This is a genomic window from Streptomyces xanthophaeus, from assembly GCF_030440515.1.
Classification (GTDB): Bacteria; Actinomycetota; Actinomycetes; order Streptomycetales; family Streptomycetaceae; genus Streptomyces; species Streptomyces kutzneri.
On record NZ_CP076543.1, the window covers coordinates 208,578 to 233,580 of the forward strand.

The 25,003-nt window shown below is 73.8% G+C and carries 27 protein-coding genes; 12 read left to right on the top strand and 15 right to left on the bottom strand.

Annotation, left to right across the window (positions count from 1 at the left end):
• Nucleotides 1-61: 61 nt before the first annotated feature.
• Nucleotides 62-532, top strand: a complete 471-nt coding sequence (cynS, locus tag KO717_RS00920; RefSeq protein WP_301363790.1) for a cyanase — start codon at nt 62-64, stop codon at nt 530-532.
• A gap of 35 nt (nt 533-567) precedes the next feature.
• Here the strand turns inward: cynS and KO717_RS00925 are convergent, their stop codons facing one another.
• The 3 genes from KO717_RS00925 to KO717_RS00935 form a co-directional block, all read right to left on the bottom strand.
• A complete protein-coding gene (locus KO717_RS00925; protein WP_301363791.1) occupies nt 568-1,026 on the bottom strand; it encodes a hypothetical protein in 459 nt (152 codons plus the stop codon).
• A gap of 317 nt (nt 1,027-1,343) precedes the next feature.
• The gene (locus KO717_RS00930; RefSeq protein ID WP_301363792.1) at nt 1,344-1,757 is read right to left on the bottom strand and encodes a rodlin; all 414 of its coding nucleotides are present in this window, start codon (nt 1,755-1,757) and stop codon (nt 1,344-1,346) included.
• Between the two features lie 92 nt (nt 1,758-1,849).
• Nucleotides 1,850-2,596, bottom strand: coding sequence for a class I SAM-dependent methyltransferase (locus KO717_RS00935; RefSeq protein ID WP_301363793.1), 747 nt, complete (start codon nt 2,594-2,596; stop codon nt 1,850-1,852).
• Here KO717_RS00935 and KO717_RS00940 point away from each other — a divergent pair.
• On the top strand, nt 2,595-4,148 hold the full coding sequence (locus tag KO717_RS00940) for an AMP-binding protein (protein WP_301363794.1): 1,554 nt from the start codon (nt 2,595-2,597) through the stop codon (nt 4,146-4,148). The genes KO717_RS00935 and KO717_RS00940 overlap by 2 nt on opposite strands.
• A 59-nt stretch (nt 4,149-4,207) precedes the next feature.
• Here KO717_RS00940 and KO717_RS00945 read toward each other — a convergent pair whose 3' ends face one another.
• The 4 genes from KO717_RS00945 to KO717_RS00960 form a co-directional block, all read right to left on the bottom strand.
• Nucleotides 4,208-5,365 (bottom strand): serine hydrolase domain-containing protein, encoded by a 1,158-nt coding sequence (locus tag KO717_RS00945; RefSeq protein WP_301363795.1) that lies wholly within the window; start codon nt 5,363-5,365, stop codon nt 4,208-4,210.
• 114 nt (nt 5,366-5,479) lie between these two features.
• Nucleotides 5,480-5,662 (bottom strand): hypothetical protein, encoded by a 183-nt coding sequence (locus tag KO717_RS00950; RefSeq protein WP_301363796.1) that lies wholly within the window; start codon nt 5,660-5,662, stop codon nt 5,480-5,482.
• A 79-nt stretch (nt 5,663-5,741) separates the two neighbouring features.
• Complete coding sequence (locus KO717_RS00955) at nt 5,742-7,058, bottom strand: RNA polymerase sigma factor (protein WP_301363797.1); 1,317 nt, start codon at nt 7,056-7,058, stop codon at nt 5,742-5,744.
• A complete protein-coding gene (locus KO717_RS00960) occupies nt 7,052-7,471 on the bottom strand; it encodes a YciI family protein (protein WP_301363798.1) in 420 nt (139 codons plus the stop codon). Before KO717_RS00960 ends, KO717_RS00955 begins: the two co-directional genes overlap by 7 nt.
• 196 nt (nt 7,472-7,667) lie before the next feature.
• Between KO717_RS00960 and KO717_RS00965 the strand changes: the two genes are divergently transcribed.
• From KO717_RS00965 to KO717_RS00975, 3 genes are all read left to right on the top strand, one after another.
• Entirely contained in the window at nt 7,668-8,099 is a 432-nt protein-coding gene (locus KO717_RS00965) for a GNAT family N-acetyltransferase (RefSeq protein ID WP_301363799.1), read from the top strand.
• Nucleotides 8,100-8,187: 88 nt separating this feature from the next.
• On the top strand, nt 8,188-8,541 hold the full coding sequence (locus tag KO717_RS00970; protein ID WP_301363800.1) for a VOC family protein: 354 nt from the start codon (nt 8,188-8,190) through the stop codon (nt 8,539-8,541).
• A 212-nt stretch (nt 8,542-8,753) separates the two neighbouring features.
• Nucleotides 8,754-9,467, top strand: coding sequence for a hypothetical protein (locus KO717_RS00975; RefSeq protein ID WP_301363802.1), 714 nt, complete (start codon nt 8,754-8,756; stop codon nt 9,465-9,467).
• Between the two features lie 105 nt (nt 9,468-9,572).
• Here KO717_RS00975 and KO717_RS00980 read toward each other — a convergent pair whose 3' ends face one another.
• Both KO717_RS00980 and KO717_RS00985 read right to left on the bottom strand, forming a co-directional pair.
• Nucleotides 9,573-9,812, bottom strand: coding sequence for a hypothetical protein (locus tag KO717_RS00980; RefSeq protein ID WP_189744790.1), 240 nt, complete (start codon nt 9,810-9,812; stop codon nt 9,573-9,575).
• 112 nt (nt 9,813-9,924) lie between these two features.
• Nucleotides 9,925-10,587: a lysophospholipid acyltransferase family protein gene (locus tag KO717_RS00985; RefSeq protein ID WP_301363806.1), complete on the bottom strand. Its 663-nt coding sequence runs from the start codon at nt 10,585-10,587 to the stop codon at nt 9,925-9,927.
• Nucleotides 10,588-10,816: 229 nt separating this feature from the next.
• On the opposite strand from KO717_RS00985, the gene KO717_RS00990 reads away from it, so the two are divergent.
• On the top strand, nt 10,817-13,486 hold the full coding sequence (locus KO717_RS00990) for a serine hydrolase (protein WP_301363808.1): 2,670 nt from the start codon (nt 10,817-10,819) through the stop codon (nt 13,484-13,486).
• 54 nt (nt 13,487-13,540) lie between these two features.
• Here the strand turns inward: KO717_RS00990 and KO717_RS00995 are convergent, their stop codons facing one another.
• Both KO717_RS00995 and KO717_RS01000 read right to left on the bottom strand, forming a co-directional pair.
• Nucleotides 13,541-14,359: a hypothetical protein gene (locus KO717_RS00995; protein WP_301363810.1), complete on the bottom strand. Its 819-nt coding sequence runs from the start codon at nt 14,357-14,359 to the stop codon at nt 13,541-13,543.
• Nucleotides 14,359-15,636 carry a VWA domain-containing protein gene (locus KO717_RS01000; protein WP_301363811.1) on the bottom strand — a complete coding sequence of 426 codons (1,278 nt, stop codon included), beginning with the start codon at nt 15,634-15,636 and terminating at the stop codon, nt 14,359-14,361. Before KO717_RS01000 ends, KO717_RS00995 begins: the two co-directional genes overlap by 1 nt.
• A 172-nt stretch (nt 15,637-15,808) precedes the next feature.
• Here KO717_RS01000 and KO717_RS01005 point away from each other — a divergent pair, with 172 nt between their 5' ends.
• Entirely contained in the window at nt 15,809-16,174 is a 366-nt protein-coding gene (locus tag KO717_RS01005) for a DUF6204 family protein (protein ID WP_301363812.1), read from the top strand.
• A gap of 33 nt (nt 16,175-16,207) precedes the next feature.
• On the opposite strand, the gene KO717_RS01010 is transcribed toward KO717_RS01005, so the two are convergent.
• Together KO717_RS01010 and KO717_RS01015 are read right to left on the bottom strand one after the other, a co-directional pair.
• Nucleotides 16,208-17,899: an FAD-dependent monooxygenase gene (locus KO717_RS01010; RefSeq protein ID WP_301363813.1), complete on the bottom strand. Its 1,692-nt coding sequence runs from the start codon at nt 17,897-17,899 to the stop codon at nt 16,208-16,210.
• Nucleotides 17,900-17,975: 76 nt separating this feature from the next.
• On the bottom strand, nt 17,976-18,386 hold the full coding sequence (locus KO717_RS01015) for an organic hydroperoxide resistance protein (protein ID WP_109779506.1): 411 nt from the start codon (nt 18,384-18,386) through the stop codon (nt 17,976-17,978).
• A 128-nt stretch (nt 18,387-18,514) separates the two neighbouring features.
• Between KO717_RS01015 and KO717_RS01020 the strand changes: the two genes are divergently transcribed.
• A complete protein-coding gene (locus tag KO717_RS01020; RefSeq protein ID WP_301363814.1) occupies nt 18,515-19,000 on the top strand; it encodes a MarR family winged helix-turn-helix transcriptional regulator in 486 nt (161 codons plus the stop codon).
• A 74-nt stretch (nt 19,001-19,074) separates the two neighbouring features.
• Entirely contained in the window at nt 19,075-20,109 is a 1,035-nt protein-coding gene (locus tag KO717_RS01025) for a PHP domain-containing protein (protein ID WP_301363815.1), read from the top strand.
• Nucleotides 20,110-20,203: 94 nt separating this feature from the next.
• On the opposite strand, the gene KO717_RS01030 is transcribed toward KO717_RS01025, so the two are convergent.
• Nucleotides 20,204-21,082, bottom strand: a complete 879-nt coding sequence (locus KO717_RS01030; RefSeq protein WP_301363816.1) for a UbiA family prenyltransferase — start codon at nt 21,080-21,082, stop codon at nt 20,204-20,206.
• Between the two features lie 76 nt (nt 21,083-21,158).
• On the opposite strand from KO717_RS01030, the gene KO717_RS01035 reads away from it, so the two are divergent.
• The 3 genes from KO717_RS01035 to KO717_RS01045 are packed head-to-tail and all read left to right on the top strand — an operon-like array spanning nt 21,159 to nt 23,838.
• A complete protein-coding gene (locus tag KO717_RS01035) occupies nt 21,159-22,220 on the top strand; it encodes a type III polyketide synthase (protein ID WP_301363817.1) in 1,062 nt (353 codons plus the stop codon).
• A gap of 5 nt (nt 22,221-22,225) precedes the next feature.
• On the top strand, nt 22,226-22,816 hold the full coding sequence (locus tag KO717_RS01040) for an isoprenylcysteine carboxyl methyltransferase family protein (protein ID WP_301363818.1): 591 nt from the start codon (nt 22,226-22,228) through the stop codon (nt 22,814-22,816).
• Nucleotides 22,813-23,838 carry an NAD(P)/FAD-dependent oxidoreductase gene (locus tag KO717_RS01045; protein ID WP_301363819.1) on the top strand — a complete coding sequence of 342 codons (1,026 nt, stop codon included), beginning with the start codon at nt 22,813-22,815 and terminating at the stop codon, nt 23,836-23,838. The genes KO717_RS01040 and KO717_RS01045 overlap by 4 nt, the downstream gene beginning before the upstream one ends.
• Nucleotides 23,839-23,910: 72 nt before the next feature.
• Here the strand turns inward: KO717_RS01045 and KO717_RS01050 are convergent, their stop codons facing one another.
• The gene (locus KO717_RS01050) at nt 23,911-24,906 is read right to left on the bottom strand and encodes a hypothetical protein (RefSeq protein ID WP_301363820.1); all 996 of its coding nucleotides are present in this window, start codon (nt 24,904-24,906) and stop codon (nt 23,911-23,913) included.
• Between the last annotated feature and the right edge of the window lie 97 nt (nt 24,907-25,003).

Genomic DNA, 25,003 nt, shown 5'->3' on the forward strand with positions numbered 1-25,003 from the left:
CCTCGCCCCCGCATTCACTCCATCCCCACGCGCTCACCCCTCTTCTCCGAAGGACACCTTGATGCAGCACGCCCAGTTCGACCCCTCCGCCCGCCAGGCCCTGGCCGTCACCGCCGTCGACGCCAAGACCCGGAAGGACCTGTCCTGGCAGCAGCTCGCCGACGCGACCGGTCTGTCGGTCGCCTTCGTCACCGCCGCCCTGCTGGGCCAGCACGCCCTGCCCGAGGCCGCCGCGAAGGCGGTCGCCGGCCTGCTGGACCTGGACGAGGACGCGGTGCGGCTCCTGCAGACGATCCCGACCCGCGGTTCCCTCCCCGGCGGCGTCCCGACCGATCCGACGATCTACCGCTTCCACGAGATGCTGCAGGTCTACGGGACCACGCTGAAGGCACTGGTCCACGAGCAGTTCGGGGACGGCATCATCAGCGCGATCAACTTCAAGCTGGACGTCAGGAAGGTCGCCGACCCCGAGGGCGGTGAGCGCGCCGTCATCACCCTGGACGGCAAGTACCTTCCGACGCGCCCCTTCTGACCTGTCCGCGGGCGAGCTCGCCCGCGCCGCTTCGCTCACCGAGCCGCCGGAAGGGCCGGTCGTGCCAGGCACTCGGACTTCCAGCGCTGGTGCTGCTCCTCCAGGCCGGCCAGCGCGCTGCGGAAGCGGTTCCACTCGGCCTCGTCGAACCGGACAGAGCGGCGCAGGTCGAGATAGGCCCGGACCACCGTGTCGTGGGCGTCGCCCGGGGCGGTCGGCAGGCCGCACAGGTTCTCGAAGCGCTCGTAGTGTTCGGACCCGCCGGCGTGTCCGGGTCGTACGGCGGAGCCCGTCCGGGGCGGCACCGTGGCCCGGTCGAAGTGACCGGCCGCACGGTCCACGTGGTCCGCCGCCGCGTCCAGCCGGCTCGCGCGCAGCGCCTCGATCGCCGCCCGTACGTCCGCCGCGATCTCCGCGAAGACCATGTCGTCTCCGTCCACGTGTCCGACGGCCGCCCAGCGGTCCGTTTCCGTGCCTTCCGGGTGCATCGCCACTCGCCTCCTGGACCTGCCGTGCCTCACCTCGTCCGGGTGAAGCGGGAGATTCCAGTGGGCATGATCGGAACACCTCCGGTCACGTCGCGAGCATTCGTGTCTTGACAGGGGCGGAAGGACATGCATAGAGCCTCCGGCCCGGTCGGGCAGGAGGCTCTGTGGCGTACGGTTCGGTGCCCACCCTGGCGGCCGGTCGGCCGCCGCGCGCCGGTGGTAGGGGGCGGATCCGCGAAACAGTGGATCCGGGTGGAACAAGCCGGGGCCCCGTGGGCACTCGCGCAGGCGTCGGAGGCCCCGGCTCGCACAAGGGGACTGCGTCAGCTGCCGGCCGAGACGTTGCCCGACAGGACCGGGATGTTGTCCAGGATGTGGGAGAGCGGCTCGTCGCCCTTGGCCTGGGTGGAGTTCTCGGTGCACTGCTGGTTCTGCGGGTTCGACAGGACGTTGATGTCCTGGACACCGACGTTGGCGAGGACCGCGAGCAGGGACTGGGCGTTGACCTTGACGGGCAGGCCGATGCAGGGCTTGTTCAGGGTTCCCTGGATCGCGCCGAGCTGCGGGCTCAGGTCACCGCGGGTCTCCTGGTTGCCGTAGATCTGCGCGGCGCCGTTGCCCTGGACGGTGTTGATCCCGTTGTCGTTGCCGATGGCCATGGCCGGGGCGGCCATGGCCGCGCCCGCGCCGACGATCGACGCGGTGGCGGCGGCGGTGGCCATGAACTTCTTGATCATCAGTGGTCCTTCTGTCGCACGAGTGCACGGTGATAAGCACCTTGATCAACGGCTGCGGGGAGCGCAGGTTGCGACGCTTCACCCGAACAGCCCTACCGCGTCTCGTGCCCCCGGACGGCCACGCTCAGCTCGGCGACGTAGTGCTCCTCCACCCATCCGTCCGGGAACCGCTCCATAAGGAGGGCGCGTTCGTCCTCCAGGAAGGCATCCGTGCCGGGCTCGCCGATGAGGAACAGGGAGTGGGTGGACAGCTTGGCCAGATGCGTGTCGACCGGGACGCGACGCGACCACGCCAGCCGGCGGTCGGTGAAGCGCAGCCCCTCCTGGGAGAGGGCGCGCTCGTTGATGTACCAGCCCGGGCCGAACCGCTCCTCGATCCGGTTCTGCTGATCGGCGATCCAGCCGACCGAGGTGTCCGGGTCGTTCTGCCACACCGCCAGGGCCCCTCCGGGGCGCAGCACGCGCAGGGCCTCGGGGACGGCGTGCGCCGGATCCGTCCAGTGCCAGGACTGCGCGTAGGTCAGCAGGTCCAGGCAGCCGCAGGCCAGCGGCAGCCGGTTGCCGTCCGCGCGGATCAGCGGGGTGCCGGGGTTGCGGCGCCGGAACTCCTGCGCCATGCCCTCGCCCGGCTCCACCCCGACCACCAGGGCCCCGCGGGCCTCCAGGAGGGCGGTGGCGATCCCCGTTCCCGCTCCTACGTCGGCGACCCGTGCTCCGGCCAGCGGAAAGCCGGCCATCTCCGCCAGCGTGTCGAAGAGCGCGGGCGGGTACGCGGGGCGATGGGCGGCGTAGCGTGCGGCCGCGGAGCTGAAGGAACGAGCACGGGATTCGTTCGTCATGTCGTCCATGATGCCGGTGTCCCGGAGCGGCGCGGAGAGGCAGTCCCCCATGGTGGCCGCGCGGTATGTCACGTCGCTGGTAGGGGCGTTGGAGCAGTACGGCGGACAGCCCGCGCTCGGCGCCGGCCCGGTCGTCCTCGGATTCCAGGAGGTGCTCGACGGATCCTGCCGGCTGGCCGGGGTGCTCTCCGGGGCGGGGATCGGGCGCGGCTCGGGACTGGCGTGCGTCACGGGTTCCAACCGGCCGGAGGTGCTGCTCGTACGGATCGCCGCGCACCTGCTGGGCGCCCGGCTGACCCAGGTGCTCGCCGGACCCGCCCTGTACGGGCTCGGCTTCGTGCTGCGGGACTGCCGGCCGGACCTGGTCGTGCACGATGTGCCGGTGCCCGCGACCGGGGCGCCCCGGCTCGGACTGGCCGAGCTGCTGCGCCGGGCCGGACGGACGGACCCCGGAGCGGTGGCGGTACGGGCGCGGGAGGAGGACGTGGCGCGGGTGACGTACACGGGCGGGACCACGGGGCGGCCCAAGGGGGTGGCGTTCACCTTCGGGGCGCTGGCCGCGCGGAACGCCGTACGGCCTGCGGCGTGGGCGGAGTCGGTGTACCTGTCGGTGACCTCGCTGGCGCAGCGGTCGGGCGGGCGGTGCCTGGAGCAGTGGCGGGCCGGGGGCCGGGTGGAGATCCTCGAACCGTTCGCGCCCGCGGAGTTCGCGGCGGCCTGCCGGCGCCTGGGGCCCGTGGCCACGTACCTGACGACCTCGATGGTGTACCGGCTGCTGGACGACCCGGCGACCGCGCACGGTGTACCGGGGCTGGCGGCGGTCTCCTACGGCGATTCGCCCGTCCACCCCGAGCGGCTGCGCGAGGCGGTGACCCGCTGGGGCGGCCGGTGGCGGCAGGGCTACGGCACCAACGAGGCGGCGGTGATCTGCCGGCTCTCCCCCGCCGATCACGATGCGGCGGTGGGCGGGCGGCCGGAGCTGCTGGCGTCGGTGGGGCGGCCCGTCGCGGGGGTGGCGGTGGAGGTGCGCGACGGGCGTGGCACTGCGGTGGCGGCCGGCCGCACGGGCGAGGTGTGGATGCGGTCGGGGGCGATGATGAGCGGGTACTGGGGCCGGCCCGGGCTGACGGCCGGGGTACTGCGGGACGGATGGCTGCGGACGGGGGACCTCGGGCACTTCGGGGCGGACGGCTACCTGTACCTGGACGACCGGATCCACGACGTGGTGATGGTCCACGGGGACAACGTGTACTGCGTGCCCGTCGAGGCCGCGCTCGCCCGGCATCCCGCGGTCGCGCAGGCCGTGGTGGTGGGGCGGCACAGCGACGTCACCGGCGAGGAGGTGTGCGCCTTCCTGGTGCCGGCGGCGGGGTACGAGCCCGGCGCCGGACTCGCCGCCGAGGCCTGTGACCTGGTGGAGAAGGAGCTGGCCCCGGCGCACCGGCCCACCGCGGTGTTCTGGGAACGGGCGGTCCCGCTGACGGCGCGGGGCAAGCCGGACAAGCGCCTGCTGCGGGAACGGGCGGCGGGGGCGGTCGGCCGGCGCGCGTAGGAGCGGCGGGGCGGGCGGGGTGGTCAGGGACGGGTGGGGGGCAGGGGCGGGTGGGGTGGTCAGGGACGGGTGGCGGCGTAGGTCCAGAACTCCCGCATCACCTCGGGCGAGGCCGGGCCGGTCAGCTCCCGCTGGGTGAGGAGCAGGGTGAGCGCCCCGGTGGCGGGGACGATGTGGGCGGCGGTGCCGGTGCCGCCGATCCAGCCGTACCGGCCCGGTACGTTCCACGGGTCGAGGCGGGCCACGTCGACCGATCCGCCGAAACCCCAGCCCTGGCCCTCCAGGAACAGGGTGCCGGCCGCGCGCTGGGCCGCCGTGAGGTGATCGGTGGTCATCTGCCGTACCGAGTCCGCCGAGAGCAGCCGCCGGCCACCCCCGTACGCGCCTCCTGCGAGCAGCATCCGGCCGAAGGCGTACAGGTCGTCGACGGTGGAGACGAGACCGCCCGCCCCGGACGGGAAGGCGGGGAGGGTGCTCCACTCGCCGTCGGGCGCGTCCACGAGCTCCAGGGTTCCGCCGTCGGGGGCGGCCCGGTAGTAGCTGGTGAACCGGTGGAGCTGCCCCGGCGGTACGGCGAACGCCGTGTCCCGCATGCCGAGCGGCTCGAAGACGCGCTCGGCGAGCACGTCCTGGAACGGCTGTCCGGTCGCACGGGCGATCAGCACCCCCAGGATGTCGGAGCAGGTGTTGTAGAGCCATGCCTCGCCGGGCTGGTGCAGGAGCGGGATCCGCCCCAGGACCGCCATCCACACGTCCGGCTCCGCCACCTCCTGCGGCCTGGGCGGCCCCTGCTTCAGTCCGCCGAACAGCGGGGCGACCGCGGGCAGCGAGAAGTCGGCGGGGAAGCCGTACCCGGCGCGGAAGGTGAGGAGGTCGGCGACGGTGATCGGACGGTCGGCCGCCACCACGTCGTCGAGCGGTGCGGACGGGGTACGGACCACCGTCGGCTCCGCGATTTCCGGGAGCCAGCGGGCCACGGGGACGTCGAGGGCCAGCAGTCCGTCCTCGACCAGCATCATGGTGGCCGCAGCGGTCACGGGCTTGGTGACGGAGGCGATCCGGAAGAGGGAGTCCCGGGCCATGGGTGCGGTGCCGGCCGTGTCGAGGGAGCCGACGGCCGCGACCTCGACGTCATCGCCGTGTGCCACCAGGGCCACGGCGCCGGGCAGGGATCCGTCACCGACATGGGTCTCCAGGAGACTGCGCAGGTCGCTCATGGTCCACCTTCTCGTACGTGCGGATGCTCGTAGGGAAGACTGCCGCCGGGCGCCGGATTCATCGGTCCGACACGGCCGGGCGCGGTCCGGCACGGCCGGGCGCGGCCGGGACCGCTATGCGGCCGGGACCACCGACGCGCGTATCGCCGAGGCCCACTCGCCCAGCAGGGCGGCGTGGCGGATCCGCTCCGCGTCGGAGAGGCGGCCCTCGGCACGTGCGAAGAGGCAGCGGATGTCGGCGTTGATCTCGGCGAGGGAACGGTCGGGCGCGAAGTGATCGTCAGAGGTCGGGCTCACGTGATCAAGAGTAGGCGGCGCCTCTGACAACGGTGGACCATGTCCGTCATGCGGACGCCCGGAGCGGGGTTCCGCCCGCTCATTCCGCGAGCCGGGCGGCCCGGAACCGGAGGTAGCGGCGCTCCGGAACGCTGAGCGTGAGACCGGCGGCCTTCGCGTAAGCGGCCCGAGCCGCCGCCCGTTCGCCCGCCATCTCCAGCAGGTGGGCGCGTACGGCCTCCAGGCGGTGGTGGCCGGCCAGGCGCTCGTCCTCGTCCAGGTCCGCGAGCAGGGCCAGGGCCCGCCGCGGCCCGTGCACCATGGCCACCGCGACCGCGTGACCCAAGCGTTCCCAGGGGCCGGGGACCAGGCGGATCAGCAGCTCGTACAGGGCCAGGATCTCCGCCCAGTCGGTGTCCTCGTCGCCGGCCGCCTCGTCGTGCACGGCCGCGATGGCCGCGCGCAGCTGGTACGGCCCCAGCGGTGCGTGGGTGAGGGCGTCGCTGACCAGGGCGACGCCTTCGGCGATGGCGGTGCGGTCCCAGCGCGTGCGGTCCTGCTCGGCGAGGGGGATCAGGTCGCCGTCGGGCGTGGTGCGGGCGGTGCGGCGGGCGTCGGTGAGCAGCATCAGGGCCAGCAGGCCGGACACCTCGCCGTCGGCGGGGAGCTGCGTGTGGACGGCGCGGGTGAGACGGATCGCCTCGGCGGCGAGGTCGGCGCGCTGCAGATCGCTGCCCGAGGTGGCGGTGTAGCCCTCGTTGAAGATCAGGTAGAGCACGTGGAGCACGTCGGCGAGCCGTGCGGCACGCTCCTCGGCCGCTTCCGGGCCGGTGCCGTGGGTGTCGTGGGTGTCGTCGGTGCCGTCGGGCCTGATGCCGAACGGGGCCTCGGAGGCCTTGATGCGCCGTTTCGCCCGGCTGATCCGCTGGGCCATCGTGGCCTCGGGCACCAGGAGGGCGCGGGCGATCTCCGCGGTGGTCAGGCCGCCGACGGCCCGCAGGGTGAGGGCGATCCGTCCGGCGGGAGGCAGTTCGGCCCGGCAGCAGAGGAAGAGGAGGGCGAGCGTGTCGTCCTCGGACGGGGCCCGGCCCTCCCCCGGCGGCGGAGCCACGAACTCGTCGCGCGGGGTCAGCGCGGCGGCCGTCTCCTCGCGGCGCCTGCGCGCGTCCTCGCTGCGCAGCTGGTCGGTGAGCCGGCGGGAAGCGACACGGATCAGCCAGCCGCGCGGGTTGGCCGGGCGGCCCTCCTCGGGCCACTGCCGGGCGGCGGCGAGCAGGGCCTCCTGCACGGCGTCCTCGGCCGCGTCGAAGTGCCCGTAGCGGCGGACGAGCGCTCCGAGGACCTGCGGCGCCAGTCGGCGCAGCAGGTCCTCGCTCGCGGGTGCGGGTCCGGGGCCGGGGTCGGGTCCGGTCAGCACATCTCGGTCCCCGAGCGGCTGTCGACGGGGTGGACGACGACCGGGTAGCTGGGTGCGCCTTCCGGCACCGGGCAGGCGTAGGCGCGGGCGGCGATCTCGGCGGCGCGGTCGAAGTCCGCGACGTCGACGATCCAGTACCCGGCGAGCACCTCCTTGGCCTCCCCGTACGGCCCGTCGGAGATCACGGGGGTGCCGTCGGCGGCTGCGGTGACCAGGCGGGCGTGGCGGGGATCGGCCAGGCCCTGCCCGTCGACCCATTCACCCGACTCGGCGAGGTCGTCGTTGAGGGCGCCCATGTAGTCGAACATCGCCTTGAGGTCGGCTTCGGACCATCCGGGGCTGTCGCTGTTCGCGGCGCCGCCCATGGCGTCGTAGTCGGCCTGCTTCCCGAGAACCATCAGCATGTACTTCATGGGGTGCCACTCCTTCGGTGCTGCGTGCGCGGCGGCTCCGGTATCGGGTGCCGGTATCGGTATCGGTATCGGTATCGGTATCGGGAGCCTTTCGCAGGGGACGTCGGAGCCGTCCCTCCCATTTCGACACGTCGGCCGCGGCCGCGCGCGACGGCTTCGCCCGGGGCCGTCCTGTACGGCCCAGTAGGCTCGTCATATGAAGATCATCGACCTTGAGCCCGGCGATCCCCGGCTCAGCACCGACCTGCTTCCCGTGCTGCTCGAACTGCGCCCCCACCTCACCGAGGTGCTGTTCCGAAGGATCCTCACGGAGGCGCACGGCCAGGGGCTGCGCTTCACCGCCGCCTACGACGCGGACGGCCGGTGCGTGGGCGCGGCCGGCTGGCGGATCGTCGTCAACACCTCGGCGGTCCGCTCGCTCTACGTCGACGACCTGGTCACCGCCGCCACCGCCCGCTCCACCGGCGTGGGCCACGAACTGCTCGCACACCTGGAACGGCACGCCCTGGCCGCCGGCTGCACCGCTCTCACTCTCGAATCCGGCACCCAGCGGACCGACGCGCACCGCTTCTACTTCCGCGAGCGGATGGCCGTCACCGCCTTCAGCTTCGAGAAGCCGCTGGGCTGACGCGTTCACCCGCGAGGGAGTCGTGGGCGTCGGGCGGGGGGTGGTGTGGTGCCCGCGCGTCAGGTGACCGTCCTGGCACCATGGCGGCATGGAACGTGTACTTGGAATCGGCGGGTACTTCATGCGGGCTGCCGACCCGGCGGCCCTCGGTGCGTGGTACCGCGACTGCCTGGGCCTGGACGCCGACGAGCACGGCCTGTGGCAGCAGGGCGCCGGCCCGACGGTGTTCGCGCCGTTCGAGTCCGAGACCGACTACTTCGGCTCACGGACCCAGCAGACCATGCTCAACTTCCGGGTCCGCGACCTGGACGCGATGCTCGCACAACTGCGCGCCAAGGGCGCGGACGTGGACAAGGAGACGCAGGACATGGAAGGCGTCGGCCGCTTCGGCTGGGTCACGGATCCTGCGGGCAACCGGGTCGAACTGTGGCAGCCCGCCTGACCGTGCCCCTGGACTTCCCGGCCCGACGCGGCCGCCGTACGGACCCTGCGGCCCGGCCTCGCGGTCACCCTCTCGAAGGCCACGCTCCGCATCCGGCCGGCCCGCAGGAACCGTGACCGAACCGTCGCCGCCTCGAAGCGTGATCGACCTCGTCGGCAGGGGCACCGCCTTGCTAGCTTCCAGGCGAAGCCGACCCCTGGAGGACCGATCCCATGCCAGTATCCCGAGGCCCCCGCAGCGCACTGGGCGCGGCGGCCGTGGCCGCCGTCCTGCTGGCGGGCACCACCGGGTGCGGGGACAAGAACGGCACGGCCCCGGCAGCGGCCTCGGTTTCGCCGTCCGCCGAGGTGTCGGCATCGGTGTCCACCTCGGTGTCGGCTTCCGCCTCGCCGTCGGTCCCCGCCTCCTCGCCGCCCGGGCCCTCCGCATCGGCGACCCCGACCGCGGCCGTGACCCGGCCCGTGACACCTCCCCCGGCTCCGACCCGGCTCACGGTCGCGGTCGACACCCGGGGCGGTCGGCTCGCCCTCGTACGGGGCGGCGCCCCGCAGGAGTTCACCGTCACCCTGCGGAACGGCAACTCCGCCGAGTACCGGCATGTGCTCGTCGCCTTCCAGATGGAGATGCTGGTCGGTGAAGGCGGCGCCGGGGCGGGCGGCGGGCCGGGGTTCCTGCTGGAACGTTTCGACCCGGGCTCGGGCAGCTGGCGGCCCGCCGACTTCCGTATCGCCAACGACGCCAAGCCGCCGTCCCTGTTCTCGGGTGGCAGCCCGCTCGCCCGCGGGGCCGTCCGCACCGAGCGCTACCGGCTTGGCGCCACGGCGGGCGGACCCACGGGCAGCAGCCCGGTGGTGGTGTCCTTCATCGACACGGACGCCGACGGTGAGGTCGCGGCCCATGTGGTCCTCGGGCACAGCACCCGCTGAGTGCGGTGGCCAGTGCCGTGGCCGGGAGCGTACGTGCGCGGTCCGACACCGCGGCGAGGTGCCGTGCCGGGCGTCGTGACCCGGTGAACCTTTCCGGTCACAGCACTAGCTCAGGATCGTCCAGGTGAACTTGCCGCCACTGACCCACCGGACCACTTCGAGGTCGTCGAGATCGTGGATCGTGATCCCGGCCTCCGCGGCGATCAGGAGCACGTCGGTCATCGATGTCGCCCTGCCGACGAACTCGCCGTCGACCTCAACGATGCGGAAGGGCGGGTTTCCGGGTTGCACCCCCAGTACGGTGATCCGCGCCGAGGAGATGTGTGGTGTCGAGCCTTCGGTCATGCGGAGACGGTCGCATGCCGTGACCGGTGACGGGCTCGGCGACACGCGAGGGGCCGATCGGCTTCCTCCGCGACGGCGTGCGCTTCCACGGCGCAGCTGTGCGGGACGGGCCTCAGACCGTCTCCCGGCCCGCCTCCCCGAGGGCGGACGCCGCGGTTCGCCAGGCGGCCGTGACCGCTTGACGGGCCCGGTCCGTGGCCTCCGGCACCCGGTCGGGCAGGTGCAGCGGCGAGCCGATGTGGACGTGGAAGCAGGGCCTGCGCAGCGGGGCGGTGAAGACGCCGGCGAGCTGCTTGGCGCCGCTCCCGGAGCAGAGGCGGCGGGCACCCGCCTGGCCGATGGGCACGACCGGGGCGCCCGTCGCGGCGGCGAGCCGGGCCAGGCCGCTACGGAAGGGGCCGGGGGCCGTCTCCCCCGCGTCGCGGCGTCCGGGCAGCCTGCCTTCGCCGTAGAGCAGCACGCTGCGGCCCGAGGCGAGGGCGACGGCCGCCGCGTCGAGGGACTCGGCCGCTCGGGCCGTGCCGCGGTGGACGGCGATATGGCCTTCGCGGCGCAGCGCGGAGCCGAGCAGCGGGACCCGCCAGAGGCCACTGGTGGCCAGGATGACCGGTTCGATCCCGTGCCGGCGCAGCGCGGCGACCACGACGGCCGGGTCGGCGAGGGAGGTGTGGTTGGCGACGAGGATGGCGCCGGGGGCGGGGCGGTCGCCGGGGTCGGCGGTGACGGTCAGCCGCCCGAAGGCGGGTACGAGGGCGGCGGCGATTCGGCTGAGCATGGACGACCCCGTTCGGACGGTGAGGTGGTGGTGCGGTGCGATGTGTCCCATGGTCGGCCGGTGGGGCGGGCGGGGGCATGAGTAGGCGTACTCAGCGAATATGACCGAACGGTCACAAGATCCAGCGGATGGAACGGGTGGAGATCCGGGGACATCTGGCAGTGCGGCGAGGCCCCGCGGGGCCTCGCCGGTCGTATCGGCATGATGTGAGCAGCAAGGCGGGGCTGGGATGAAGGCGGTAACGGTGGCGGGCGGTTCCTCGGACGACCCGGAGATCGAGGCGGCGGCCGAAGCCGGCGTCGACGCCGAGAGCGAGGACCGGGCGGAGCCGGAGGGCGACGCCGTCGCCGAGGCCGAGCCGCAGGGCGGGGCCGACGCCGAGCCCGAAGCCGACTCCGAATCCCCGGGCAAGGCGGAGGCCGAGACCGGGTCCTCCGATGCGGAAGCCGACCACAAGTCCGAGGCCGAGACCGGGGCCTCCGAGTCGGAGTCCGAGGCCGAGCGCGCGGGCGAGTCCGAGGAAGAGGCTGCGGCCGAGGGCGAAGCCGACGCCGAACTCCCGGGCGAAGCCCACGCCGAGACGGACGCCGAGGCCGAGGCCGACTCCCAGGCGGAGGCCGAGCCGGAGCACACGGACGCGGCTGACGCCGGGCCCAAGCCGAAGGCCGAACCCAAGGGCGAAGCCGAGCCCGTGGACGCCGGCGAGGCCGGCGCCGAGACGGACGCCGAGGCCGAGGCCGAGCAACTGGGCGAAGCCGACGCCGCGACGGATGCACCCGACGCCGATTCCGAGTCCGGCCGTGCGGGCGGAGCCGACGCCGAACTCCCGGGCGAAGCCCACCCCGAGACGGACGCCGGCCCCGAGGCCGAGGCCGACACCAAGGCGGAGGCAGAGCCGAAGCACACGGACGCGGCTGACGCCGGACTCCTCGGCGAAGCCCACGCCGAGACCGATGCACCCGACGCCGATTCCGAGTCCGGCCGTGCGGGCGGAGCCGACGCCGAACTCCCGGGCGAAGCCCACCCCGAGACGGACGCCGGCCCCGAGGCCGAGGCCGACCCCGAGGCGGAGGCAGAGCCGGAGCACACGGACGCGGCTGACGCCGGACCCAAGGCGAAGGCCGAACACAAGGGCGAAGCCGAGCCCGTGACGGACGTCGATGCCGATGCCGAGCCTGACGTCACGGACGGCTCCGTGGCGGAGGCGGACTCCGAGGAGGAAGCCGACGCCGGCGACGGCGCCGACGACCAGCCCTTGGCGGACAGCGACGGCGGCGACGAACCCGTCGCCCAGGACCTGGCCGACGAGCCGCGGCCCGACGGGGAAGCCGGGTCGAAGGCGCCCGAGGCCGGTACCGGGGACGAAGACGCGTCCGACGAGACCATGCTCATCGCCCTGCCCAAGCAGAAGCCCGCCAAGCCGGACGCCCCGCGGAAGCCGCCCGCCTGGGCTCGGGAGACGGAGCCGGACCCCGAGCGGACGAGCCAGTTCGTCGCGCTCAAGGACGTCGACCTGCCCGCGCCCGTCGCGCCGCGGGCCCATCCACAGCCCACCGAAGCCAGGGTCGCCCCGCCGGCCCCCGCCGCTCCGCTGCCTCCGCTCGATCTGCTGGCCGAGCTCACCAACACCCCTGCCCCGTCGGAGACCCCGCGCCGGACCGCGCTGCGCCGCGTCAAGATATGGACGCCGATCCTGCTCCTCCTCGCGGGCGCCGGCGTCGGCGCCCAGCTGCTGCGCCCCCTGCCCGCCCCACAGCTCGTCGCCTCCCAGGCCGACCGGACCGTCGACGGTCAGTTCTCCGTCCCCTGGCCCGCCAAGGGCCAGGGCGCCGTTCGCATCTCCGGCTCCGGCGACGTCGGCACCTTCGGTGAGCAGAAGCCCGTCCCGACGGCCAGCGTCGCCAAGGTGATGACGGCCTACGTGATCCTCAAGGGTCACCCGCTGCGCAAGACCGACCCGGGTCCGGACATCACGATCGACGCGAAGACCGTGGCGGACGGCAACGCCGACCACGAGTCCCGCGTCGAGGGTCTGACCGTCGGGCAGAAGTTCAGCCAGCAGGACGTGCTCAAGATGCTCATGATCCCCTCGGGCAACAACGCCGCGCGCCTGCTGGCGCGCTGGGACACCGGCACCGACTCCGAGGCCGCGTTCGTCGCGAAGATGAACGCCGCCGCGAAGGAGCTCGGGATGACGAACACCACGTACACGGACCCCAGCGGTCTGGACTCGGGCACCGTCAGCACCGCCGTCGATCAGCTGAAGCTCGCCGAAGCAGTCATGAAGGACGAGGTGTTCCGCTCGATCGTCGCGCTCCCGAACGCCAGCATCAAGGGGTTGTCCACGCGGCTCGAGAACAACAACATCCTGCTCACCTCCCAGGGGCTCAGCATCCGGGGGATCAAGACCGGTTCCAGCACGCCCGCCGGCGGGGCCCTGATGTGGGCGGCGTACAAGTCGATCGATGGCAAGGACCAGTTGATCCTCGGCACGTTGATGGACCAGCATGCGGACGGGCCGGACGAGGACGGAGCGGACAGCCTGAAGCTGGTGCTGGCGAACAGCAAGACGATCATCGGGGGGGTACGGACGGCGCTCGCGTCGGTCCCGGTGATCCGCAAGGGCGACGTCGTGGGCCATGTGGACGACGGGCTCGGCGGCCGTACGCCGCTGGTGGCCGCCAAGGACCTGAACGTGATCGGCGTCCCGGGACAGAAGCTGAAGCTGTCCCTCGCCCGTACCTCCGATGCCGGACCGCTCCCGCACACCGCGAAGGACGGCTCCGAGGTGGCCGTGCTGACGGTCGGCAGCGGGGCAGAGGCCAAGAGCGTGCCCGTCGCGGTCAAGGGCGCCCTGGCCGAGCCCGCGTTCGGGACCCGGCTGACCCGCGGCCGCTGAAGCGCGGACGAGTGAGGGGAGGCCGTGGCCCGCGGGCCACGGCCTCCCCGTTTCTCAGGCGCCCGGCGGGACCCTGGACGGGCGGCCCGCGCCGCGCGTCAGGGAGTACCCGAGGATGCCCGCGAGGGCGGCGAGCACGCCGCCCGCGGCGGTCCAGATCCAGCGGTCCGTCCACCAGCCGCCGGACCAGCCGTCCTCCGGCTCGCGCAGGGTCGCGGTCACGGTGCCCGCGACCAGCGGGGTGGAGAGGGCGCCGTCCACGGCCTGGACGCCACCGGTCTCCTTCACGTCGGCCTCGACGGCCGCACGCACCGGCAGGCCCTTGTCCTCGTCCGGCTGGTCGACGGCCGTCAGGCGGATGTAGTAGCTGCCCGGCAGCGGATCGTTGGCCCACGGCTCGGCGCCGGCGCGTACGGTGCGCAGGGTGCAGGACAGTTCGACCGTGGCGGCTTCCTTCGCGGCGGCCGCGGTCTGCGTGCCGTAGGTGCAGGCCTGCCGGCGGCGCAGTCCGTCGTACACGTCGAGCTGCCAGGTCGAGGCGCCGTGCCGGGCGGCCGCGTCGGGCAGGGTGACGGCGGCCTTCACCGTGGCGCGCTGCTGGGCGTCGATCGGCACCACCCAGTAGAGGTAGTCGCCGCTGGAGGCGCCGGCCGTGGCCTTCTGGCCCGGGCGGAACGCCGCCGCGGTACGGAAGCTGGTGCCGGCCTCGGTCGGAGCCGATTCGGCCTTGGCCCCGCCCGGACTCGCACTGGCGCTGGCGCTGGCGCTCGGCGAGGGAGTGTCCGCGACGGCCGTACCCACGGCCGTACCCGCCACCGTGAGCGCGGCGGCCGCGGCCAGCAGGGACGCGGTCAGTGTGCCTACTCTACGCATCAGTTGGTCCTCCAGACGGAGATGCGCCAGCGGGAGATCCATCCCCACACCAGACCGGCCAGCAGTCCGGCGAGCGCCAGCACGGCCAGCAGCCACCAGCCCCGCCCGAGACCGAAGGCGGCGACGTCGGAGGCCTCGTCGGGGCCGTCCACCAGGTCGATGGTCAGCTCGACGGGCATGCCCGGGGTCGTCTTGACGGAGGCGGGAGCGGAGAAGGAGTTGCTGACCTGGAGGCAGACGGTCTCGGGCACGGGCTTGTCGTCCGAGTCCGCGCCGTCGATCTCGGCCTTCGGGTAGCGCAGGCCGGTCGAGAGGACGTCGGTACGCCCGTCACCCGCCTCCGAGCCGCGGACGATCTCGCGCCCGTGGACGGTGGTGGCGCGCAGCAGGACGCCGTAGTCGTTGTTGACGGCGCGGTCGGCGCCGATGCTGACCGAGGCGCGCAGTTCCTGGCCGGGGAGGACGTCGACCCGGTACCAGCGGTGTTCGCCGAAGGTCTCGCGGTCGCTGTAGAGGCCGGCCTTCAGCTGCGGGGCGCCCTCGCACTGCTTCGCGCCCTCGGTCGCCACCGGGTTGACGACCGGGTCCGCGGCCCGGTCGACGAGTTGTTTCACCCTGCTGGAGAGGTCCGCCTTGTGCTGCACCGAGGTGTAGGTGCCGCCGGTGGCCTCGGCGATGCAGGTCAGCTGGGCCCGGGTCTTGGCGTCCGGGACCAGGCCGAGGGTGTCGATGACGAGGTGGATGCCCTTGGCGGCGATGTCGCGCGCCACTTCGCACGGGTCGAGCGGGGCGCAGGTGTCCTCGCCGTCCGTGATGAGCACGATCCGCTTGGAGCCGTTGCCGCCCTCCAGGTCCTGGGCCGCGCCGAGCAGGGCAGGTCCGATCGGCGTCCAGCCGGTGGGGGCGAGGGTCGCCACCGCGGTCTTCGCCTCGGTCCGGTCGAGGGGGCCGACCGCGTAGAGCTGCTTGGTGTCCTTGCATCCCGTGGCCCGGTCGTCCCCGGGGTAGTCGGCCCCCAGGGTCCGTATGCCGAGGCGTACCTCGCCCGGGACCGCGTCGATGACCTCGTTGAAGGCCTGCTTGGCCGCGGCCATGCGGGTCTGTCCGTCGATGTCGTTGGCCCGCATGGAGCCGCTCACGTCGAGGACGAGGTCGACCTTGGGGGGTTCCTTCGCCGTCGGTTCGTCGGCGGCGGTGGCGCTCGCCGGGAAGAGCCCGACGGCCAGGGCGGCGAGCAGGCCGCACGCCCCGACCGCAAGCCGTTTTCTTGTGATCATCGCCGGATCGTATTGAGGATCGTCCGGCAATCCAAAACGGGCTCCCGGCCGGGGCTTTCGGGGTGTCCGTGCGGTGTACGCGGCCGTGCGCGGCCGTCCGCGGGGTGGCGGGCGGGGCGGACCGGCGGATATCCGGATGCAGGGGACGCGGTGCCCGATCTAGGCTCCGGGGATGAGTGCTATCCGTACCTTCCGCATCACCGTCCGCGGCTCGTTCGACGGTCTGACCGACGACCAGAGGGCCGAGCTGATCGCCGCCGCGCCCGAGCACGACATGCTGCGCGCGGAGTTCACCGCCGAGGGGCACCTCACGTACGACCTCGCGGCCCGCCCCTTCTTCACCTTCCGCTTCACGGACACGGGCGAGGCCGAGGAGGACATCCTCGACGCGACGGCCCGGGCGGAGCTGGCGGCGGAGAGCTGGCTGGACGAGCGCGGGTACGGCTTCAAGCAGCTGCGGTCGCAGGCCCAGGACATGTCGCTGGCCCCGCTGGGCAAGCGACAGCGCCGCGAGGCCGCCCGGGGCGCCCAGGCCTGACGGCCGCCCGGAGCGGCGCCCAGGCCTGACGGATCAGTTCGGCGGGGGCGCGGCGAAGACGGCCGCGAGGTGGGCGGCCAGCGGACGCGGGTCGGGCGGGGAGAGCGGGAGCCGGGCGCCGAGGTATCCGTCCGGGCGGATCACGAAGGCCGTGGGTTCCTCGGCCGCGTAGAGGCGGGCGAACTCGCCCCGGGTGTCGGCGTAGACCGGAAGGGTCGTCCCGTCGGCCTCGATGATGGCATGCGCGTCGGCGCCGGCGGCCGCGTCCGCCGCGAGCAGCAGGCAGACCTCCACACGGCCGCCCGAGGAGTCCCGGGCGGTGCGGACGAGTGCGTCGAGGCCCTCCCCCGTTTCGGACCCGGGCCCGAACGCGGCTCCGTACAGCAGCAGTACGTGGTCCCGCTCGCGCAGGATGTCGTACAGACGCATCGGGTAGGCGGTGCCGGGCCCGGTGAGGCCCGCGCAGTCGGGTGCCCGGTCGCCGGGCCGGGGGCCCCGGCCTTCGCCGGCCGGGTCCACGGTCGGGCTTCCCCGGTAGCCGACGAGGAGTTGGGCCTCGCGCATCATCACCGTGGCCGGGTCGTCGGGGTCGTTCTCCATCCCCTCGACGGCGTGCCGTACGGTGCGGCCGACGACTTCCTCACCGACGGGCCGGCGCTCGGCGTCGTAGCCGGCGAGCAGGTCGGGACGGGCCGCGCCCGCGCAGGCCAGGGCGAGCTTCCAGGCCAGGTTCCAGGCGTCCTGGATGCCGGTGTTCATGCCCTGGGCGCCGGTCGGCGGGTGGATGTGGGCCGCGTCCCCGGCGACGAAGACCCGGCCGTCGCCGTACCGGTCCACGATCCGGTGGCTGATGCGGAACACCGAGGTCCAGCGGATGTCGAAGGCAGTGGTCGGCTGTGGTGAGAGCCGGTCCAGGACGGCCTGGATGTCGGCCAGTACCGGGCCCCGGCCGCTCTGCAGGCCATGGGTGATGCCGTCGGAGGCGGTCGCGTCCTGCCGTGCGGTGGAGAGTTCGGGCGGCACCATCATCGACATCCGGTACCGGCCCCGGCCGGGCAGCGGGATGCAGACGAGCACGTCGTCAACCGCCCCGTCGTCGTCGAGGTGCATGGCGCGCAGGTTGTACCCGGGCGGCAGGTCCCAGTCGACGCGTACGTCGGCGAGCATGTACTCCTCGGCGAAGGCCCCGCCCTCGAAGGTGAGGCCGAGCCCTTTGCGGACGATGCTGTGCGCGCCGTCGCAGCCCACCAGGTAGCGGGTGCGCAGCTCCTCCTCCGCCCCGGACGGGGTCCGCAGCCGGCAGGTCACCCCGTCGGCGTCCTGGGCGAAGGACACGAATTCGGTGCCTCGTTCGACGGTCGTTCCGAAGCGCCCCAGGAACTCGTCGAGGATGCGCTCGGTCTCGTACTGCGGCAGCGCCGCGAATCCGTAGGGCACTTCGGGCGGCACGGCGAGCTCGGTGCGGGCCTTCTCGACGCCGTTGACGTAGAGGAACTGGCCCCGCATCGGGACGGCCGCCTCCAGTGCGGCGCGGACCACCCCCATGCGGTCCCACAGCTCCAGGGTGCGCGGCTGGATCCCGACGGCCTTCGCGAACGGCAGCCTGGCCGGCAGCCGGTCGGCGATCCGGCAGGTGACACCCCGTCTGCGGAGTTCCGCGGCGGCGGTCAGCCCGACCGGGCCGGCGCCGACGACGAGTACGTCCGTTGCGTAGGTGTGCGCCACTGACGCCTCCTGGCGTGCGGCCCCCGTGGAAGTGAATGCCTTTCCATGGTGGCCGCCCGCCAGATGTCCGGCATCTTTACTCGATCACGAGGTCCACGTCGATGTTGCCGCGGGTGGCGCGGGAGTACGGGCAGACCTCGTGGGCCTGCTTGACCAGCAGGGCGCCGGTCTCGCCGGCCAGGGACTCCGGCAGCTCGACGCGCAGGGTGACGGCGAGGCCGAAGCCGGCGCCGTCCTTGCCGATGGAGACCTCCGCCGTGACCGAGACCTCGCTGGTGTCGGCCTTGGCCTGGCGGCCGACCAGACCGAGCGCACTGGCGAAGCAGGCCGCGTAGCCGGCCGCGAAGAGCTGCTCGGGGTTGGTGCCCTGCCCGTTGCCGCCGAGTGCCGGGGGCATCGCGAGGGCGAGGTCGAGCTGGCCGTCGGAGCTGACGGTACGGCCCTCGCGGCCGTTGGCGGTGGCGACAGCGGTGTAGAGCGCGTCCATGAGAGGTCCTCTCGCAGAAATGAACCGTGGTGGCGGCCGGTGGTCGGCCGCGCTCCACTACTAGAGCACACAATTCAGTTGTGCACAATTCAATGCCTCGCAAGTCTCTCCCGGGTACACTGGGCGTCATGACCGAGCAGCCCACCGCGACCCACCCCGACCAGGACTTCCTGCGCCTCGACGGCCAGATCTGCTTCGCGCTGAACGCGGCGAGCCGCGCCTTCGGCAGCCTCTACCGCGTCGTCCTCAAGGACCTGGGGCTCACCTACCCCCAGTACCTGGTGATGCTGGTGCTGTGGGAGCACGGCGAGATGCCGGTCAAGGAGATCGGACAGCACCTGCGGCTGGATTCCGGAACGCTGTCCCCGCTGCTCAAGCGGCTGGAGACGGCCGGACTGGTCCGGCGCGAGCGCAGCACCGAGGACGAGCGGTCCGTGCACGCCCACCTGACCGAGGAGGGCGCCGCGCTGCGCGTCCGCGCGGTGGAGGTGCCCCGGCGGATCGCGGCCGCGACCGGCTTCGAGCTCGCCGAGGTCCTCGACCTCCAGGCCCGGCTGAACCGCCTCACCGCCGCCCTCGACGCCGCCGTGCCCCGGGAGGCCGGAGAGGCGTAGCGGCCTCGCGCACCGGAGACTGGGTTCCGGGAGGCGGGTGGCGGGGCGGTGGGGCAGCGGGCAGGAGGTACGCGATGGACCCGGTTGCGGCGCTCGACCGGATCGCCTTCCTGCTGGAGCGCGCCCAGGCCCCCACGTACCGGGTACGCGCCTTCCGGTCCGCGGCGGCCGCGGTCACGCGGATGGGCGAGAGCGAGGTGGCGGAGCGGGTCGCCGCCGGTTCCCTGGAGGCCGTGAAGGGCCTCGGCCCCAAAACGGCCCAGGTCGTACGAGAGGCACTCGGCGGCGCCGTCCCGGCCTATCTGCAGGCGCTGGAGGACGAGATCGCGGCGCTCCCCGAAGGGCCGCCGGCCACGCCCGCCGCCACCGCGCTGCGGGCGGCCCTGCGCGGGGACTGCCACGTGCACTCCGACTGGTCCGACGGCGGCAGCCCGATCGAGGCGATGGGGCGGGCGGCGGCCGCGCTGGGCCATGAATGGGCCGTACTGACCGACCACTCGCCGCGCCTGACCGTAGCCCGCGGGCTCTCCCCCGAGCGGCTGCGCGAACAGCTGCGCGTGGTGGCGGAGCTCAACGACACCTGGGCGCCCTTCCGGCTGCTCACCGGGATCGAATGCGACATCCTCGACGGCGGGGCCCTGGACCAGGAGCCGGAGCTGCTGGAACAGCTCGACCTGGTCGTCGGCTCGGTGCACTCGAAGCTGCGGATGGACGCGCCCGCGATGACCCGGCGGCTGCTGGCGGCCGTGCGCAACCCGCTGATGGACGTCCTGGGCCACTGCACGGGGCGACTGGTCACCGGCCGCACCCGGCCGGAGTCGCAGTTCGACGCCGAGGCGGTCTTCGCGGCCTGCGCGCAGAGCGGTACCGCCGTGGAGATCAACAGCCGGCCCGAGCGGCTGGACCCGCCCCGGCGGCTGCTGCGCCTCGCCGTGGCGGCCGGCACCTTCTTCGCGATCGACACGGACGCGCACGCCCCGGGCCAGCTGGACTGGCAGATCGTCGGATGCGAAAGGGCTGTGGAGTGCGAGGTTCCGGCCGAGCGGGTCATCAACACCTGGCCGGCGGACGTGCTCCTGGCCTGGACCCGTACCCGTGAGATGCCCTGACGAGCCTCCCGGAACGCGTGTCCGGCGTCCGAGCCCCGGATCCTGGTACTCGGGGCGGGCTGCCCGGTCCTGGTCGCAACCGCGCCGGGGTGGTTCACGGGCGGAGTTCGACGACCAGCAGGATGACGTCGGCCGCGGCCACCGCCATCGTGGCCAGGAACGGGAGCCTTCCGGCCGGCCGGCGGGCCGCGAGGAGCAGTGCCGTCGCCGTCGCGGCGAGCAGCGTCCAGCCGTACGCCGTCACCCGCCCCGGTGGTCCGACGACCAGGGTGGCGGTCGAGCCGAGGACGAGCAGCCCGGCGAGGGCGGCAGAGACCCGCCGGCCCAGCCGCTGCGGCAGCCCCGTCACTCCGGTGGCGAGGTCGTCCTCGATGTCGGGCAGCACGTTGGCGAAGTGCGCGCCCGCGCCCAGGAGGGCGGCGGCGGCCGTGAGCCAGGGGGGCGGCCAGGGGGCTCCGGGCAGGCCCAGGGTGACGAAGGCAGGCAGCAGACCGAAGGCCAGGGCGTACGGGACCCAGGAGGCGGCCGTGCTCTTCAGCCGGAGGTTGTAGGCCCAGGCGGCCGCCACGCCGACGAGGTGCGCGGTGCCGGCGAGCGGTCCGCAGGCCAGGGACAGCGGGACGCAGAGCAGCAGCGACACGGCCGCGGCCCAGGTCACGGCCGCGGCCGTGACCCGACCGGCGACGAGCGGTTTGTCCTGCCGGCCCGTGGCCAGGTCGCGCCGCAGGTCGGCCCGGTCGTTGCACCACCCCACCGACAGCTGTCCGGCGGCGACCGCGCCCACGGTGATGGCCGCCCGCGCCGGGCCCTGCCCCGCGGCGGCCGTCAGGACGGCGGCGAAGAGGGTCACGGCGGCCGCGGGCAGCGGGTGGCACGCGGCGGCCAGGCCGCGTACGACGCCGGGGCCGGGGCCGGGCGCTGCGGTCCCGTGTACTCCGGTGTTCTCGCGGGTCTGCGTGGTTCGCGCGGGCACGGCGACACGCTACGCGGCGCCGCGCCCGGTTCGCCTGATTCATAACGATGTGTCAGTTGTTTTCTATGGTGAACGAATGACACGTGTTCTGGCAGTGCGCAGCGTGTTCCCGCCCCATCGCCACCCCCAGTCCGAGATCACCGAAGCGCTCGCCCGCTTCCTGCCACCGGGCTCCGACACCGCCCTGCTGCGCCGCGTCCACGGCTCGGTGCGCGTGGACGGCCGACATCTCGCTCTGCCGCTGGAGCGGTACGGTCCGGGGAACGACTTCGGCGCGACGAACGCCCTCTTCATCGAGACGGCCCTGGAGCTCGGCACCCGGGCCCTCGAACTCGCCCTCTCCGACGCCGGCCTGGCGGCCCAGGAGGTCGATCTGGTCATGTCGACCACGGTGACCGGGCTCGCGACGCCCTCGCTGGAGGCCCGTCTCGCCACCCGTGCGGGCCTGCGTCCCGACGTACGGCGGGTACCGCTCTTCGGCCTCGGCTGCGCGGCCGGAGCCGCCGGAGTAGGCCATGTCCACGACCATCTGACGGGCCGCAGCGGCCACGCGGCCCTGCTGCTGTCCACCGAGCTCTGCTCGCTCACCCTCCAGTCCACCGACGCCTCGATGGCGAACCTGGTGGCCGGAGCCCTGTTCGGCGACGGTGCGGGCGCCCTGGTGGCGGTGGGCCGCGAACACCCCCTGCACGCCACCGGCGCCGGACCCGAGGTGGTGGCCGCCCGCAGCCGCCTGTACCCGGGCACCGAGCACCTCCTCGGCTGGGACATCGGCCACTGGGGGATGCGCATGGTGCTGGGCCGCGAACTCCCGGACCTGGTCAGGCTGCACGTGGCCGAGGAAGTCGAGTCCTTCCTCGCCGCGCACGACCTCAAGCCCGCGGACGTCGACGCGTGGATCTGCCATCCCGGCGGCCCGAAGATCCTCGACACGCTCTCGGACGCCCTCGCGCTGCCGGAATCGGCCTTCGCCGCGAGCCGGCGCTCGCTCGCGGCCGTGGGCAACCTCTCCTCCGCCTCGGTCCTGCACATCCTGGACGGCGTCCAGAGCGCGGGACCGCCCCCGCCCGGATCGGTCGGGCTGATGCTCGCCTTCGGTCCGGGCTTCGCCTCCGAACTCGTCCTCCTGCGCTGGTGACCCCGATGATGTCGATCCCCGCCCCGACCGCCCCCGCCTCCCTGACCCTGTACCTGCTGCTGATCGGGCTCGTCGCCGCCGAACGGCTCGCCGAGCTGATCACGGCCCGCCGCCACACCGCGTGGAGCCTGGCCCGCGGCGGCCGCGAGTACGGCCGCGGCCACTACCCGGCGATGGTCGCCCTGCACACCGCGCTGCTCGTGGGCTGCGTGGTGGAACCCTGGCTGACCGGACGGCCCTTCGTCCCCCTGCTCGGCTGGTCGGCGCTCGCCTGCGCCGTGGCCGCCCAGGGCCTTCGCTGGTGGTGCATCGCCACCCTCGGGAAGCGCTGGAACACCCGTGTGCTGGTCGTTCCCGGGCTGCCGCTGGTGGAAGCGGGGCCGTACCGGCTGCTGCGCCACCCGAACTACGTGGCGGTGGTCGCGGAGGGGGTCGCGCTGCCGCTGGTGCACAGCGCGTGGATGACGGCGCTCGGCTTCACCGTGCTCAACCTGGTGCTGCTGCGCGTACGGATCGGCTGCGAGGACGCCGCCCTGACCGACGGCGGCCGGCTGCGGGCGCCCGCCTCCGTCCACTCGGCCGGCGCCGCCTCGTGATCGACCTGCTGATCGCGGGCGGCGGCCCGGCCGGACTGGCCACCGCCATCCACGGCGCACTCGCCGGCCTCGAGGTCGTCGTCGTGGAACCGAGGCCCACCCCCATCGACAAGGCCTGCGGGGAGGGCCTGATGCCGGGGGGCGTACGGCGCCTCCGGGAGCTGGGCGTCGCGGTGGCCGGGCAGCCGTTCCGCGGCATCCGCTACGTCGACGGCGTGAGCGGCCGCCGCGCCGAGGGGCTCTTCCGGTCCGGCCCGGGGCTCGGTGCCCGCCGCACGGAACTGCAGGCCGCGCTGGCCGAGCGCGCCGCGCAGCTCGGCGTACGCGTCCTCCCCGGGCGCGTCGACCAGGTGCGCCAGGACGTCCACCAGGTCGGCGCGGCCGGGCTCACCGCCCGCTACCTGGTGGCCGCGGACGGCCTGCACTCCCCCGTCCGGCGCGGGCTCGGCCTGTCGGCGCCGCTCGCGCCCCGCAGCCCGGCACGCTACGGGCTGCGCCGCCACTACGCCGTCGAACCATGGACCGACCTCGTCGAGGTGCACTGGTCGGAGCGGTGCGAGGCCTACGTCACCCCGCTGGCGCCCGACCGGATCGGCGTGGCCGTCCTGACGTCCGATCAGGCCCCGTTCGACGTACAGCTGGCCCGCTTCCCGGTGCTGTCGGCGCGCCTGGCCGCGGCGACGGGAACGCCGGTGCGCGGGGCCGGGCCGCTGCGCCAGGGGGCCCGCGTACGGGTGGCGGGGCGCGTGCTGTTCGTGGGGGACGCGGCCGGGTACGTGGACGCGCTGACCGGTGAGGGACTCACCCTGGCCGTGACGGCGGCGGGCGAGCTGGTGCGGTGCGTCCGGGCGGGTCGTCCGCAGGCCTACGAGCAGGCCTGGCGGGACCTGTCGCGCAGCTACCGCACGCTCACCGCGTCCCTGCTGTGGGCCCGTCACCAGCCGCGGCTCGCGCCACGGATCGTCCCGCTGGCCGCCCGGCTCCCCCGCGTGTTCACCCGGGCGGTGAACCTGCTCGCGTGACCGCGCCGGCCGCGAACGGAGCGGCACCCCGCACGGTGCGCGGGGTGCCGCTCCGGCGGAGCCTGCGGCCGGTCAGGCCGAGGGCTCCCGGCGGTTCCTCAGGGCCAGCCCGGCGAGGACCGCGCCGACCGCCGCGCACAGCACGACGGTGACACCGGCCCAGGCCAGGGTGCCGCCCACCGCGCCCGCCAGCGGGTCGTACCGCAGCGATCCGCCCAGCACGTGCAGGGCGACCACGCCGAGAGCGGTGGCCGCGCCCGCCCGCCATACGGCCTCGGTGTCCCGGAGCGCCACCAGCGCGCCGCTCACCAGGCAGAGCACGGTGACGAGGAGGGGCAGGTGGTCGACGGGGGCCGCGTACGGCAGGGCCGTCAGGTCGTTCGGCAGGTGCAGGGCACCGCTGACCAGCAGGGCGGTCGCCACGGGCCAGCGCAGGACGCGCCGCAGCGCCCGGGCGCGGGACGCGGCGGGCGGGTCCACGGGAGCGGTGCGCCGGGGCGGCTCCTGGTACGGGGCGTCGTACAGCTCCGGATGGCGCGGCTGCGGCTCGTACGGCTCCTCGTACCTCTCGCCGAAGGGCTCCGCGTAAGGCTGGGCGGAGGGCTCCGCGTGCGGGTCGGCCGGGGCCGCGTACGGGTCGGCCGGACCGGCGGGCCCGGCACGGCCCCGGCGCTCCGCCTCGGCCGCGTCCTCCTTGCCGAGGATGGTCACCAGCAGGGCGACGTCCTCGATGGACCGTCCGACGGCGGCGGCGCGCAGCGTGAGGTCCGCCTCGGCCACCTCGTGCGGCGACTCGCCCAGGAGGGCCACCATCCGTCGTACGTCCTGCACCGGTCGGGTCACGGCGGCCGTGCGCAGCGCGTCGTGTCCGGCGTCGGGCAGCGGGCCGCCCTCCTTGAGGAGGCTCACGAGTGCGGTGACCTCCTCGACCGGACGGCAGGTGGCCGCCGTCTCCGGCAGGGTCCGCATGGGCATGGGCGGCGTGGTCGGCTCGTCCGGTGCGATGGGGTCGGGGGTCCCGTGGCAGTCTTCGTACTGTTTCGCCGCGAGGGTGATGGGGTCATTCATGGAAAGCTCCGTTCGCCGACGCGCGGGTCTACGCAATCGCGAGCCGGTCATCGTGCGTCATGGGAAGCGCACGTTTTGTTACATTGAGTGCCACTTC

Bases quoted from the DNA above. Each gene is read 5' to 3' on its own strand.
- KO717_RS01025 (WP_301363815.1), top strand. From the start codon at position 19,075: ATGGACCCGGTTGCGGCGCTCGACCGGATCGCCTTCCTGCTGGAGCGC.
- KO717_RS00975 (WP_301363802.1), top strand. From the start codon at position 8,754: ATGCCAGTATCCCGAGGCCCCCGCAGCGCACTGGGCGCGGCGGCCGTG.
- KO717_RS01040 (WP_301363818.1), top strand. From the start codon at position 22,226: ATGATGTCGATCCCCGCCCCGACCGCCCCCGCCTCCCTGACCCTGTAC.
- KO717_RS00960 (WP_301363798.1), bottom strand. From the start codon at position 7,471: ATGAAGTACATGCTGATGGTTCTCGGGAAGCAGGCCGACTACGACGCC.
- KO717_RS00935 (WP_301363793.1), bottom strand. From the start codon at position 2,596: ATGACGAACGAATCCCGTGCTCGTTCCTTCAGCTCCGCGGCCGCACGC.
- KO717_RS01050 (WP_301363820.1), bottom strand. From the start codon at position 24,906: ATGAATGACCCCATCACCCTCGCGGCGAAACAGTACGAAGACTGCCAC.
- KO717_RS00980 (WP_189744790.1), bottom strand. From the start codon at position 9,812: ATGACCGAAGGCTCGACACCACACATCTCCTCGGCGCGGATCACCGTA.
- KO717_RS00970 (WP_301363800.1), top strand. From the start codon at position 8,188: ATGGAACGTGTACTTGGAATCGGCGGGTACTTCATGCGGGCTGCCGAC.
- KO717_RS00945 (WP_301363795.1), bottom strand. From the start codon at position 5,365: ATGAGCGACCTGCGCAGTCTCCTGGAGACCCATGTCGGTGACGGATCC.
- KO717_RS01015 (WP_109779506.1), bottom strand. From the start codon at position 18,386: ATGGACGCGCTCTACACCGCTGTCGCCACCGCCAACGGCCGCGAGGGC.
- KO717_RS00930 (WP_301363792.1), bottom strand. From the start codon at position 1,757: ATGATCAAGAAGTTCATGGCCACCGCCGCCGCCACCGCGTCGATCGTC.
- cynS (WP_301363790.1), top strand. From the start codon at position 62: ATGCAGCACGCCCAGTTCGACCCCTCCGCCCGCCAGGCCCTGGCCGTC.
- KO717_RS00990 (WP_301363808.1), top strand. From the start codon at position 10,817: ATGAAGGCGGTAACGGTGGCGGGCGGTTCCTCGGACGACCCGGAGATC.
- KO717_RS00940 (WP_301363794.1), top strand. From the start codon at position 2,595: ATGTCGTCCATGATGCCGGTGTCCCGGAGCGGCGCGGAGAGGCAGTCC.
- KO717_RS00965 (WP_301363799.1), top strand. From the start codon at position 7,668: ATGAAGATCATCGACCTTGAGCCCGGCGATCCCCGGCTCAGCACCGAC.
- KO717_RS01035 (WP_301363817.1), top strand. From the start codon at position 21,159: ATGACACGTGTTCTGGCAGTGCGCAGCGTGTTCCCGCCCCATCGCCAC.
- KO717_RS01005 (WP_301363812.1), top strand. From the start codon at position 15,809: ATGAGTGCTATCCGTACCTTCCGCATCACCGTCCGCGGCTCGTTCGAC.
- KO717_RS01000 (WP_301363811.1), bottom strand. From the start codon at position 15,636: ATGATCACAAGAAAACGGCTTGCGGTCGGGGCGTGCGGCCTGCTCGCC.
- KO717_RS01020 (WP_301363814.1), top strand. From the start codon at position 18,515: ATGACCGAGCAGCCCACCGCGACCCACCCCGACCAGGACTTCCTGCGC.
- KO717_RS00985 (WP_301363806.1), bottom strand. From the start codon at position 10,587: ATGCTCAGCCGAATCGCCGCCGCCCTCGTACCCGCCTTCGGGCGGCTG.
- KO717_RS00995 (WP_301363810.1), bottom strand. From the start codon at position 14,359: ATGCGTAGAGTAGGCACACTGACCGCGTCCCTGCTGGCCGCGGCCGCC.